The organism is Streptomyces sp. NPDC002773 (genome assembly GCF_040295605.1).
Classification (GTDB): Bacteria; Actinomycetota; Actinomycetes; order Streptomycetales; family Streptomycetaceae; genus Streptomyces.
The window spans coordinates 1-12,290 of record NZ_JBEOVO010000066.1 but is presented as its reverse complement, the minus strand read 5'-3'; the positions used below and the strand labels follow the sequence as shown (position 1 = coordinate 12,290).

Sequence of the window (12,290 nt, the reverse complement as noted above, 5' to 3'; positions counted from 1 at the left end):
CCTCTTCGCCGAGGGCATGGTGGAGGTCAGCGGCCCGAAGCTCCGCGCGGGCCTGAAGGTGAGGATCCCGCAGTGAGCGGCGGCACGGATCCCGCGCCGGCCTTCGGCGCGCCCGCACCCGCGGCCCCCGCGCCCGCGTTCGGCGCGCCGCAGGCGCCCCCGCCCGCGCAGCCGGTGCACACCGCGCCGACGATGGTGGCCCCGGTGGCGCCCGCGCCGGTCCCGCCGCCCGCCCCGGCCCCGGCGGCCCCCGGCCCGTACGGACAGCCGCCGCAGCCGCCGCAGTACGGCCAGGTCCCGGGCCAGCCGCCCGGCCAGTACCCCGGGCAGGTTCCGGGCCAGGCCCCCGGTCCCTACCCGGGCCAGGGCCAGCCGCCGCAGGCGCCGTACGGGCAGGCCGCCCCCGCCCCGTACGGGCAGCAGCCGCCGCCGTACGGGCAGCAGCCCGGCGTCCCGCAGGGCGCCCCGGCGACCGGCCCGGGACTCGCGGCCGCGCTCGCGCCGTACAAGGAGACCGCCACCGGCGTCCGCTGGACCCCGCAGAACCAGCAGCTCATGCGGGTCGACCTCGCCATGGGCGGCACCCCCGTCCTCGCCCGGCAGGGCGCCATGGTCATGTACCAGGGCAAGGTCGACTTCTCCCACAAGGGCGCGGGCTTCGCGGGCCGGATCGTCGGCAACGCCACCGGCCAGGAGATGCAGTTGATGCGCTGCACCGGCCGCGGTCAGCTCTTCCTCGCCGAGGAGGGCGCCCATCTGCACCCGATCGAGCTCCAGGGCGACGGCATCTGCGTCTCCGCCGAGAACGTCCTCGCGTTCGACGAGTCCCTTCAGTACGAGGTGCGGCGCATCGAGGGCCACGGCATCCCCGGCGGCGCCCTGTTCACCATGCAGTTCCAGGGCACCGGCACCGTCGTCGTGAAGACCCACGGCATTCCCGTGGTGCTGCCCGTCACGCCGACGACCTTCGCCGACTGCAACGCCGTCGTCGCCTGGTCGTCCGCGTCCCAGGTCATCCTCTCCAGCCAGGTCCGGCTCCGGCGCAACGCCTACCCCGGCCACAGCGGAGAGACGGTGAACCTCCAGTTCCGGGGCGCCCCCGGCAACTTCATCGTCGTCCAGCCCTACGAGGTCTGAGGGAGCCCGAAGTCATGAACCAGCAACTCGCGGGCTACGCCCCGACCCCCGTCGCGGCCCGGATGGAGAACCACGGCCGCACCATGCTCAAGGTGGCCATGGCCTCCGGCCAGGACCTCTACGCCAGGACCGGCTCGATGGTCTCCTACGAGGGGTACATCACCTACGAGCCCAACCCGCCCGCCGCCCGCCAGGTCGCCAAGCAGTGGGCCACCGGCGAGGGCGCGCCGATCATGAAGTGCTCCGGCGACGGACTGCTCTACCTCGCGGACTACGGCGCCGACGTCGTCGTGATCAACCTCCAGAACGACTCGATCTCGGTCAACGGCACCAACCTGCTCGCCTTCGACGCCCACCTCCAGTGGGGCGTCGAGCAGGTCAAGGGCCTCGCCAAGTTCGCCGGCCAGGGCCTGTTCAACGTGGAGATCGCGGGCACCGGCTGGGTCGCGCTGACCTCGCGCGGCACGCCGATCGTCGTCGACTGCGGCCGCGGCGACGACGAGACGTACGTCGACCCCGACGCGCTCGTCGCCTGGTCGCCGTCGCTCAAGGTCAAGGGCAAGCGCAGCTTCAAGGCGTCCTCCCTCATCGGGCGGGGCAGCGGCGAGGCATTCCAGATGGCCTTCTCCGGACAGGGCATCGTCGTCGTACAGCCGAGCGAGGACAGCACCGACCGCCTGCGGATCCGGGGCTGAGGGGAAGCGAGAACACACCATGCAGAGCCCGCTTTTCAACCACGCCGAACAGCAGAGCCAGGAGCGGTACGTCCTCCAGAACCCGCAGCTCCTGCGGGTCAGCCTCACCGGGCAGGACGACATCCTCGCCCGCAAGGGCGCCATGGTCGCGTACCAGGGGCTCGTCGACTTCGACGGCGAGTACAAGACCCCGAGCCAGCGGCGGGCCCAGGCCCGCACCGGTGAGGGCCTCGACCTGATGCGCTGCTCCGGACAGGGCACGGTCTACTTCGCCAACCTCGCCCAGTACGTCCACGTCGTGGAGGTCGAGCAGGAGGGCCTGACCGTCGACAGCGCGTACGTCCTGGCGCTCGACTCGACCCTCAACACCGAGGTCATCGCCGTCGACAGCCAGTACGGCATCTCCGGCTCCGGCAAGTACCAGCTCAACATCTCCGGCCGCGGCAAGGTCGCCCTGATGACCTCGGGGCAGCCGCTGATGATGCTGGTCACGCCCGACAAGTACGTCAGTGTCGACGCGGACGCGATCGTCGCCTGGTCCACCGGACTCCGCGTCCAGATGCAGGCGCAGACGCACAACTCCAGCGTCCGCAGCCGTCGCGGCAGCACCGGCGAGGGTTGGGAACTCAGCTTCCTCGGCCAGGGCTTCGCGCTCGTCCAGCCCAGCGAGGTCATGCCCCCGCAGCACGCGGCCATCGGGCAGGGCGTCGCCGCCCAGTTCGGCGCCGGACAGCACGGCTCCCACGCGCAGAACCAGAACAACGCCTGGAACTGAGCACCGGGCACGGACAAGGGGCGGTCGCGTCGGCGACCGCCCCTTCTCCTCATGTCCCGCTACAGCCGGGCGAGCGTGCTCTCCAGGAGCCGGACCACGGACGTGTCCGCCACGCCCGCCACCTCCTCGTACGCGAACCAGCGCAGGTCGAGCGACTCCTCGCTGATCTCCGCCACCGCTCCGGCCGGCGCGAGCGCCGCGTACTGCACGTCCAGATGCCAGTGGCAGGGCGCCGGGATCGGATGCCGGTCGAGCCGCACCGGACCGCCCGGCAGCAGGCTCAGGCCCGCGATCCCCGACTCCTCCGTCGCCTCCCGCAGCGCGGCCGCCTCCACCGTCGCGTCGCCCGGCTCGCAGTGGCCGCCCATCTGCAGCCACATGCCCAGCTTCCGGTGCAGGGTCAGGAGCACCCGGCCCCCCTCCGGATCGACCACCAGCGCGCTGCTGGTGAGATGACCGGCCCCGCACGGCTTGTACATGCCGTCGGGATGGGCGTCCAGATGATCCAGATACAGCTGCCGGAGCTCCTCCTGGCCCCCGTACTCCTTCAGTACGAGGACCGCGTCGTCGTGGAGGCTCACTCCTTGCCGTCCCCGGCCCCGTCCTCCGGGGTGTCGCCCTTCGCCGCCTCACCGAGCATCTTGTCCAGCTCGGAGAAGTCGAGGTGCTCGCGGTGCACGAAGCCGTCCGGGTCGTCCAGGTCCGTCGCCGTCGGCAGCATGTCCGGGTGCTCCCACAGGCCGTCCCGGCCGTCGATCCCGCGCGCGTCCGTCAGCGAGGCCCACAGGCGCGCCGCGTCCCGCAGCCGCCGCGGACGCAGCTCCAGACCGATCAGGGTCGCGAACGTCTGCTCGGCGGGACCGCCCGAGGCCCGGCGCCTGCGCAGCGTCTCGCGCAGCGCGTCCGCCGAGGTCAGCCGCGACTTGGCGGCCTCGTGGACCACCGCGTCCACCCAGCCCTCGACCAGCGCGAGCGCCGTCTCCAGACGGGCCAGGGCCGCCTTCTGCTGCGGGGTGTCCTCCGGCTGGAACATGCCCTGCTGGAGCGCCTCCTGAAGCTGCTCCGGGTGCGTCGGGTCGAGCTGGCCCACCGCCTCCTCCAGCTTCGAGGTGTCGACCTTGATCCCGCGCGCGTACCCCTCGACCGCGCCGAAGAGGTGCGCCCGCAGCCACGGCACGTGCGCGAAGAGACGCTGATGGGCGGCCTCGCGCAGGGCCAGGTAGAGCCGCACCTCGTCCGAGGGCACGCCCAGGTCCTTGCCGAACGCCTCGATGTTCAGCGGCAGCAGCGCGGCACGGTTGGCGGGGCCGAGCGGCAGCCCGACGTCGGTCGACCCGACGACCTCACCGGCGAGCGCGCCCACGGCCTGCCCGATCTGCTGGCCGAACATGGCGCCGCCCATGGAGCGCATCATGCCGATCAGCGGGCCGGCCATGGCCTGCATCTCCTCCGGCAGGACGTCGCCCATCGCCGCGCCGACCCGCTCCGCGACCGGGTCCACCAGCTGCTGCCACGCGGGCAGCGTCGCCTCGACCCACTCGGCGCGGCTCCACGCCACCGCCGTGTTCGCCCCGGAGGGCAGCGAGGTGACCTGGTCGAGCCACAGGTCGGCGAGGCGCACGGCCTCCTCGACCGCGGACTTCTCCGCCGAGCCCACGCTGGCGTCCTTGGTGCCGTCGGCGGTGCCCTGGGCCACCACCTGGCGCGCGATCTGCTTGGCCATGTCCCAGTTCACGGGACCGCCCTCGTAGCTCAGCATCTGGCCGAGCTGCTGGAAGGCCGCACCCAGGTCGTTGGGGTTCAGCGAGCTGAACATCGCCGCGAACGGGTTGTCCGCTCCGCCCTGACCGCCAAGCCCGCCCATGCCGGGCAGCCCGCCGAAACCGAACGGGTTCGCCCCGAACGGGTTGCCGCCCTGGCCACCGGACCCCTGGCCACCTCCGGCGGGGTCCTTCTTCTTGCCTTCGTCGCCGTCCTCCGGCTCCTCCGGCGGAAGGCCGAATCCGAATGGGGTGTCACTCACAGGTTTCCTCGGCTCTTCGGGCCGCCGGCCTCTGCCGACGGCGACTGCCCGACCACGGCCCGTCCGGACGGGCCCATACACACCACCAGCGTAGACATCCGGGCCGGAAATGGGCTCGGTGCTCCGCCGGGCCGTGCCCTGCGGCAGGATGGACGCCACCTGGTCCGTACGCGTCATGCGCGTACGTACTGAAGACAACCGCTGGAGACGCCCGGTGAGTTCCCCAGATCCTCAGGTTCGCGGAGCGCGAAACCACTCGACCCGCTCCGCCGCGCGCGGCCCCGTCGTCGCGGTCACCGGCGCCGCGTCCGGCGTCGGTGACCTGCTGACCAGGCGCCTCGCCGCCTCCGACGAGATCAAGAAGGTCGTCGCGATCGACGAGCGCCGGGGTGAGGTCGCCGAGGCGCAGTGGCACATCCTCGACGTGCGCGATCCGGCCATCGCGGAGAAGCTGCGCGGCGCGGACGTGGTCGTGCACCTCGCCGTCGATCTCGACCTGGAGACCGACTCCGCGGCCCGGACGGCCTACAACGTGCGCGGCACGCAGACCGTGCTGACCGCCGCGGCGGCCGCCGGCGTCCACCGGGTGGTGCTCTGCACCTCCGCGATGGTCTACGGCGCCCTGCCCGACAACGACATCCCGCTCTCCGAGGACGCCGAGCTCAGGGCCACCGCGGAGGCCACCGGCGTGGGCGACATGCTGGAGATCGAGCGCCTCGGCCGCCGGGCGCCCCGCGCGCACCCCGGCCTCCACGTCACCGTCGTCCGCCCGGCCGTCCTCGTCGGCGGTACGGACACGGCGCTGACCCGCTACTTCGAGTCGCCCCGGCTGCTCGTCGTCGCCGGGTCCCGGCCGACCTGGCAGTTCTGCCATGTCGAGGACCTGGTCAGCGCCCTGGAGTACGCGGCTCTCGAGAAGGTCGACGGGGAGTTCGCGGTCGGCTGCGAGGGCTGGCTGGAGCAGGAGGAGGTCGAGGAGCTCTCCGGGGTCCGGCGCATGGAGCTGCCCTCCGCCGTCGCCCTCGGCGCGGCGGCCCGCCTCCACCGCATCGGGCTCACCCCGTCCCCGGCGGGCGACCTCGCCTACACGATGCACCCCTGGGTGGTGAGTGTGGGGCGGCTGCACGACGCCGGCTGGCGGCCGAAGTGGACGAACGAGGAGGTCCTCGCGGCGCTCCTGGAGGAGGTCCAGGGCCGGCACACGGTCGCCGGCCGCCGCCTGGGCCGCAAGGACGCCACGGCGGCCGGCGCGGCGGGCGCGACGGTGGCGCTGCTCGGTACGGCGGCGCTCGTCCGCCAGATGCGGAAGCGGCGCGGCATCTGACCAGGTCGGCGGCAGCTGCCTGGGGAGCCGTCTGTAGGACCCTCCTACAGGCGGCGCCGTCCGCCGGTCGAAACCGCTATTCCGGGATCACGCGCGCGTACGGCACGATGGACGCATGGCACCGACGTCTGACCACCCCGGCGAGCAGGCCGCCGCCGATCCGATCAAGCTCCTCGCGATCCGGGAGACCCCGCTCTCCCTCGACGAGGTCTTCCAGGCGGTCGGCGACGACGCCTCCGGCGGTACGACGCTCTTCGTGGGCACCGTGCGCAACCACGACGGCGGCGCCGACGTCGACGCGCTGGGCTACTCCTGCCACCCCACGGCCGAGGCGGAGATGCGCCGGGTCGCGGAGAAGGTCGTCGCCGACTACCCGGTGCGCGCGCTTGCCGCCGTGCACCGCGTGGGCGATCTCCGCGTGGGTGACCTCGCGGTCGTCGTCGCCGTCTCCTGCCCGCACCGCGGAGAGGCCTTCGAGGCCTGCCGCAAGCTCATCGACGACCTCAAGCACGAGGTCCCCATCTGGAAACACCAGACCTTCTCGGACGGCACCGAGGAGTGGGTAGGCGCTTGTTGAGCCTCCGCCCCTTGCTGGGGGTCCCCCCGGCCGGAGGCTGGGGGAGGGTGGGCGCCTGCTGAGGCGCAAGCCGACCCGCCGACACCCCGTAGCCGAACGCCCGATTTGCGTAACCGGCCCCCACGCGCGAGCGTTGACCTCACAGATGACACAGTCTGCGGATCAACTCACTGGGGATGGGAGGTCGACATGGCAGCACTGGCCTGGTTGCTGATTCCGCTTTTCGCAGTCGTCGGCGCGGCGATATGGGGAAGCTGGGCTTCGCGGAACAAGACGATAGGTGACGTGGCCGAACTCGCCGGCTACGCACGTTTCCGGGACGCGATGGAACGCTCCCACACCACGACCCCCGATTCCGCTCGGCTCGAGCGTGAACCGGCCGCCGCCGCCGGCGGGGTCACCACCTCGCCGTCGAGCTGACTCCGGCCCCTGCTCATACGGACCCGCCCCACGGGTGCACCCGTAGACGAGTCCCGTACTGTCGTTCCATGCCACGCCGCACCGCGACGATGCTCGCCTCCACCCTGGTCCTGATCTGCCTGCTCATCGCGGGCGTTCTGATCCCGGTGCCGTACGCGGAGATGAGCCCCGGCCCCACGGTGAACACCCTCGGCGAGGCCAGGGGAGAGCCCGTCCTGCACATCTCGGGACGCAAGACGTACCCGACCGACGGGCACCTCAACATGACGACGGTCCGGGTCACCAGCGCGGACTACAAGATGAACGCCGTCGAGGCGGTGTACGGCTGGCTGGCCCACGACAACGTGGTGGTGCCGCACGACACGCTCTACCCGGACGGCAAGACCGAGGAGCAGTCGAGCCAGGAGAACGCCGAGGAGTTCACCCAGTCGCAGGAGAGCGCCAAGGTGGCCGCGCTCAAGGAGCTGGGGATCCCGGTGGTCTCCCGGGTGGTCGTCGGCACGGTGGTCAAGGGTTCGCCCTCCGAGGGCAAGCTGCACGCCGGGGACGTGATCAAGGCTGTCGACGGGGTGCCGATCGCCGCGCAGGCCGACGTCGCCGAGCAGGTCGTCAAGCGGAAGCCCGGCCAGGACGTCGAGTTCACGATCGTCCCCGCCAAGGAGGCGGCCGCCGCCGAGAAGGCCCGCAAGGAGCCGACCGCTACCCGGAAGGTGGTCATCACGACCACCACGTCGGAGGAGGGCGACCGGGCCGTCGTCGGCATCCAGGCCGGCACCGACCACGTGTTCCCGTTCACGATCGACATCAACCTGGCCGATGTCGGAGGCCCCAGCGCCGGGCTGATGTTCGCCCTCGGCATCGTCGACAAGCTCACCCCGGACAGCCTCACCGGCGGCCGGTTCGTGGCCGGCACCGGCACCATCGACGACGCCGGCGCGGTCGGCCCGATCGGCGGTATCGAGATGAAGCTCGTCGGCGCGCGGAACGCCGGCGCGGAGTACTTCCTCACCCCGGCCGACAACTGCGAGACCGCCGCGGCCGACATCCCCGAGGGGCTCACCCTCGTCAAGGTGGACACCATCGACGACGCCACGAAGTCGTTGGAGAAGCTCCGCAAGGGCGACACGAAGTCCCTGCCGAGCTGCTCCAAGAGCTGAGAAGCCCGGAAAGCACGGAGACACGCCGAAGGGGCGCCCAGGTCGACACGTCCAGGGCGCCCCTTCCCGTACGAGGGCGGGTCAGGACTCGAACGTCGCCGTCAGCGCCTCGGCGAGGCCCGGCACCAGGTCGGGGCCCGTCAGGACCTCGGTCGCCGTGTCCTTCTCGCGCAGCCGGATCGCCGCCTCGCGGGCGCCGCCGCGCAGCACCGCCACGGTCATCCGTACCTCCTGCCGGTCCGGGTGGGCGGCCACCCACTTGGCGAGCTGCTTCTCGTTCAGGCCCTGCGGGACCTGGGCCTCCGCCGACGGGGGCAGCATGAGCCGTTCCACCGTCATGGCGCAGCCGGCCACGCCCGCGGGCCAGGCGATCGTGCCGAGGAACTCGTCGAGGGGCTTCCCGCGCGGCAGCTTGTCCTGCTCGATCGGGGTGTAGGCGGTGGCATCGTCACCCAGGCCCAGCTGGGAGGCGAGCGCGGGTTCCTTGGCGCGCAGCCGTGCGGTGTCGACCAGGGCGAACAGGCGGGCCGGCTGGTCCCAGCCGAGGCCCGCGGCGTACTCGTCGATCTCGAGCACCGCGCGGGTGAGGGGGCTCGCGGCCATCGCCGGGCCGGAGGGGGAAACGTTGGACATGACCAACATCCTGCCTCCTCCACCCCGGAACACGGGAACTAGGTAAAGCCTCAGTAAGTTGCACCAGTGGGCTCTACGATCGCGGGGCCTGCTTTCAGACGCATCAACATCGAGGGGCGCACGTTGGCTTTCCAGATGCCGGACCGCGGCGGAGGCCCGACCGGGCCAAGGATGAGAGTCGGCCGGCCGTCCCGGCGGGCCCGTACCCTGCTCATGACACTCGGCGTGCTCGCCGTTCTGGCCATGGCGTTCGTGATGTTCGCCGGGTTCTGGACGGACTGGCTCTGGTACCGCTCGGTCAAGTACTCAACCGTGTTCACCACCACGCTGTGGACCAAGGTCGGCCTGTTCGCCGTCTTCGGTCTGCTGATGGGGCTCGCCGTCGGCCTGAACATCTGGCTGGCGTACCGGCTGCGGCCGCCGCTCAGCGCGATGTCGCTGGAGCAGCAGAGTCTCGACCGGTACCGGATGGGTCTCGCCCCGTTCAAGAAGTGGGTGCTGCTCGCGGTCACCGCCCTGGTGGCGCTGATCGCCGGCGCCTCCGCCTCCGGCCAGTGGCGCACCTGGCTGATGTGGGTCAACGGTGTGAAGTTCGGCCAGAAGGACCCGCAGTTCGGGCTCGACGTGTCGTTCTACGCCTTCGACCTGCCCTGGTACCGCTTCCTGCTCGCGTTCGGCTTCGCCGCCGCCGTCCTGTCGCTGATCGCCGCCGCGCTCACGCACTACCTGTACGGCGGGCTCCGGGTCACCAGCCCGGGCGCGCGGGCGACCGCCGCCGCCACCGGTCACCTCTCGGTGCTGCTCGGCGTCTTCGTGTCGCTGAAGGCCGTGGCGTACTGGCTCGACCGGTACGGCCTGGCCGTGAAGTCCAGCGACTTCAAGGCCACCGGCAACTGGACGGGTCTGCGGTACGTCGACGCCAACGCGTACCTGCCGGCGAAGACCATCCTGTTCTGCATCGCCGCGATCTGCGCCGTGCTGTTCTTCGCGACGCTCTGGCGCCGCACCTGGCAGCTGCCGGTGATCGGCTTCGGCCTGATGGTGCTCTCCGCGGTCCTGATCGGCGGCCTCTACCCGGCCATCGTGCAGAAGTTCCAGGTCCAGCCGAACGAGCAGGCCAAGGAAGCGCCGTACATCCAGAAGAACATCGACGCGACCCGCAAGGCGTACGCGATCGACGGGACGAAGCCCGAGAACTACTCGGGCAAGTCGACGGTGAAGGCCAAGGACCAGCTGCGCACCGACGCCGACTCGGCGGCCGGCTACCGCGTCCTCGACCCGAACATCGTGTCGCCGACGTTCCAGCAGCTGGAGCAGAAGCGGAAGTACTACCAGTTCCCGACGACCCTGGACGTGGACCGCTACCAGGGCAAGGACACCGTCGTCGGTCTGCGCGAGCTCAACATCAAGGGCATCCCGAAGCGCAACTGGATCAACGACCACTTCACGTACACCCACGGCTACGGCGCGATCATGGCGTCGGGTACGCAGACGGACGCCAACGGCTCCCCGGTCTTCACCGAGGCCGGCCTGCCGACCACCGGGACCCTCGGGCCGTACCAGCAGCGGATCTACTACGGCGAGAAGACCGACCAGTACTCGATCGTGGGCGGCCCGCAGAAGGAGCTGGACTACGAGGAGAACGGCGAGAAGACCACCAGCTACGAGGGCAAGAGCGGGGTCAACCTCTCCAGCACCTTCAACCGCGCCGCGTACGCGGTGGCGTTCAGCGAGCCGCAGATCCTCTACTCGGGGGCCATCGGCGAGGGTTCGCGGATCCTCTACAACCGCACCCCCAAGGAGCGCGTCGAGGCCGTCGCACCCTGGCTGACCATCGACGGCGACGCCTACCCGGCGGTCGTGAACGGCAAGATCCAGTGGATCATCGACGCCTACACGACGACCAACGGCTACCCGTACGCCTCGCGCACCACGCTCGGCGACACGACGGCCGACTCGCTGACCGTCGGCAACCAGCAGCGCGCGGTGGTCGCCCAGCAGAACCAGGTCAACTACATCCGCAACTCGGTGAAGGCCACCGTCGACGCGTACGACGGCACGGTCACGCTCTACGAGTGGGACACCCAGGACCCGGTCCTCAAGACCTGGATGAAGGCCTTCCCGGACACGGTCAAGCCGAAGTCCGAGATCAAGGGCGACCTCCTTGAGCACCTGCGCTACCCGCAGGACATGTTCAAGGTCCAGCGCGAGCTGCTGACCCGCTACCACGTCACCGACCCCGCGCAGTTCTACAGCGGTTCGGACGCCTGGCAGGTGCCGGACGACCCGACCAACAAGGACGGCAACGCGGTCCCGCCGTACTACCTGAGCATGAAGATGCCCGGGGACTCGGCGCAGCGCTTCTCGCTGACGACGACGTTCACGCCGAGCGGGCGGCCCAACCTGGGCGGCTTCATGGCGGTCGACGCCGACGCCACCAGCAAGGAGTACGGCCGGCTGAGACTGCTGCGGGTCACCGAGGACGTGCCGGGCCCGGCCCAGGTGCAGAGCAAGCTCAACGGTCTGCCCTCGGTCGCCACGTTCGTCCGGGACATGAAGGGCGCCGACTCCGACATCCAGTACGGCAACCTGCTGACCGTCCCGCTCGACGGCGGTTTCCTGTACGTGGAGCCGGTGTACGCCCAGGGACGCAACGCGCTCTACCCGCTCCTGAAGAAGGTCGCGGTGTCGTACGTGGACGCGGACCAGCCGGACGGTGACACGACCAAGGACACCACGGTGTTCGAGGACAACCTCACCCTGGCGCTCAACGCGGTCTTCGGGGTGGAGGCGCCCACCACACCGCCGCCCACCTCGCCCACGGACCCGCCGGGCACCACGCCGCCGCCGGTGTCGAACGACGCCGCTCTGAAGCAGGCGATCGCGGACGCGCAGAAGGCGTACGACGCGGGCCAGGCGGCTCTGCAGAAGGGTGACTGGACCGCGTACGGCAAGGCCCAGGACGAGCTCCAGGCGGCGCTCCAGAAGGCCGCGGAAGCCGGAGCGAAGCTCAAGGCGACTGGATCAGGCGGCTGACCTGAGGTTTTCCACCCCGCGTCCGTGGTACTGTTGGTTCACCGACGCGGGGTGGAGCAGCTCGGTAGCTCGCTGGGCTCATAACCCAGAGGTCGCAGGTTCAAATCCTGTCCCCGCTACTCAGAGGACGAGGGCCCGGATCCATAAGGATCCGGGCCCTCGTCGTGTGTCGGCGTGCACGGGGAGCCCGAAGAGCGGTAGGGAAGGGGCGAGTTGGCGTGAGTCGTGTTTGACTTGTCTCTCTGTGGGCATGTCGACAAAACGCTGAGTGACCTCACTGGCTGCGGTATACCAGGTGTGCTCGGGTTGCGGGTGGTGCGACGATGGTATTTATGGGGGACAGGGCAACTCTGTTGGAGACAGGGCGGTTTGTGCAGCGGCACGCCAGGAACGCCGCGGACGAGATCATCGAGGCAGTGGGGCTCCAGAAGATGGGCCGCAGCCTCCAGCTCCCGATCGCCGTCCTTCCGGCCGCCGGCATCATCAACCGGCTCGGGCAGGACGACGTCTTCG

At 70.7% G+C, this 12,290-nt stretch carries 11 protein-coding genes and 1 tRNA gene; 9 read left to right on the top strand and 3 right to left on the bottom strand.

What is annotated here, in order from left to right:
• The 3 genes from ABT034_RS34970 to ABT034_RS34960 form a co-directional block, all read left to right on the top strand.
• On the top strand, positions 1-1,137 hold a 1,137-nt coding region (locus ABT034_RS34970), incomplete at its 5' end, for an AIM24 family protein (protein WP_502973113.1).
• 14 nt (positions 1,138-1,151) lie between these two features.
• Entirely contained in the window at positions 1,152-1,832 is a 681-nt protein-coding gene (locus ABT034_RS34965; RefSeq protein WP_351221143.1) for an AIM24 family protein, read from the top strand.
• 19 nt (positions 1,833-1,851) lie between these two features.
• The gene (locus tag ABT034_RS34960; protein WP_351221142.1) at positions 1,852-2,607 is read left to right on the top strand and encodes an AIM24 family protein; all 756 of its coding nucleotides are present in this window, start codon (positions 1,852-1,854) and stop codon (positions 2,605-2,607) included.
• Positions 2,608-2,666: 59 nt separating this feature from the next.
• On the opposite strand, the gene ABT034_RS34955 is transcribed toward ABT034_RS34960, so the two are convergent.
• Together ABT034_RS34955 and ABT034_RS34950 are read right to left on the bottom strand one after the other, a co-directional pair.
• Positions 2,667-3,188 carry an NUDIX hydrolase gene (locus ABT034_RS34955; RefSeq protein ID WP_351221141.1) on the bottom strand — a complete coding sequence of 174 codons (522 nt, stop codon included), beginning with the start codon at positions 3,186-3,188 and terminating at the stop codon, positions 2,667-2,669.
• Positions 3,185-4,630, bottom strand: coding sequence for a zinc-dependent metalloprotease (locus ABT034_RS34950; RefSeq protein ID WP_351221140.1), 1,446 nt, complete (start codon positions 4,628-4,630; stop codon positions 3,185-3,187). The genes ABT034_RS34955 and ABT034_RS34950 overlap by 4 nt, the downstream gene beginning before the upstream one ends.
• Positions 4,631-4,844: 214 nt before the next feature.
• Between ABT034_RS34950 and ABT034_RS34945 the strand changes: the two genes are divergently transcribed.
• The 4 genes from ABT034_RS34945 (at position 4,845) to ABT034_RS34930 (ending at position 8,108) form a co-directional block, all read left to right on the top strand.
• Positions 4,845-5,954, top strand: coding sequence for an SDR family oxidoreductase (locus tag ABT034_RS34945; protein WP_351221139.1), 1,110 nt, complete (start codon positions 4,845-4,847; stop codon positions 5,952-5,954).
• A 115-nt stretch (positions 5,955-6,069) separates the two neighbouring features.
• Positions 6,070-6,531, top strand: a complete 462-nt coding sequence (locus ABT034_RS34940; protein WP_351221138.1) for a molybdenum cofactor biosynthesis protein MoaE — start codon at positions 6,070-6,072, stop codon at positions 6,529-6,531.
• Positions 6,532-6,720: 189 nt separating this feature from the next.
• On the top strand, positions 6,721-6,951 hold the full coding sequence (locus ABT034_RS34935) for a hypothetical protein (RefSeq protein ID WP_351221137.1): 231 nt from the start codon (positions 6,721-6,723) through the stop codon (positions 6,949-6,951).
• 68 nt (positions 6,952-7,019) lie between these two features.
• Positions 7,020-8,108 (top strand): YlbL family protein, encoded by a 1,089-nt coding sequence (locus ABT034_RS34930; protein ID WP_351221136.1) that lies wholly within the window; start codon positions 7,020-7,022, stop codon positions 8,106-8,108.
• 81 nt (positions 8,109-8,189) lie between these two features.
• On the opposite strand, the gene ABT034_RS34925 is transcribed toward ABT034_RS34930, so the two are convergent.
• Positions 8,190-8,741 carry a PPA1309 family protein gene (locus tag ABT034_RS34925; RefSeq protein ID WP_209496718.1) on the bottom strand — a complete coding sequence of 184 codons (552 nt, stop codon included), beginning with the start codon at positions 8,739-8,741 and terminating at the stop codon, positions 8,190-8,192.
• A 135-nt stretch (positions 8,742-8,876) separates the two neighbouring features.
• Between ABT034_RS34925 and ABT034_RS34920 the strand changes: the two genes are divergently transcribed.
• Together ABT034_RS34920 and ABT034_RS34915 are read left to right on the top strand one after the other, a co-directional pair.
• Complete coding sequence (locus tag ABT034_RS34920) at positions 8,877-11,777, top strand: UPF0182 family membrane protein (RefSeq protein ID WP_351221144.1); 2,901 nt, start codon at positions 8,877-8,879, stop codon at positions 11,775-11,777.
• Between the two features lie 45 nt (positions 11,778-11,822).
• Positions 11,823-11,896: transfer RNA gene (locus ABT034_RS34915), tRNA-Met, on the top strand.
• Positions 11,897-12,290: the final 394 nt, after the last annotated feature.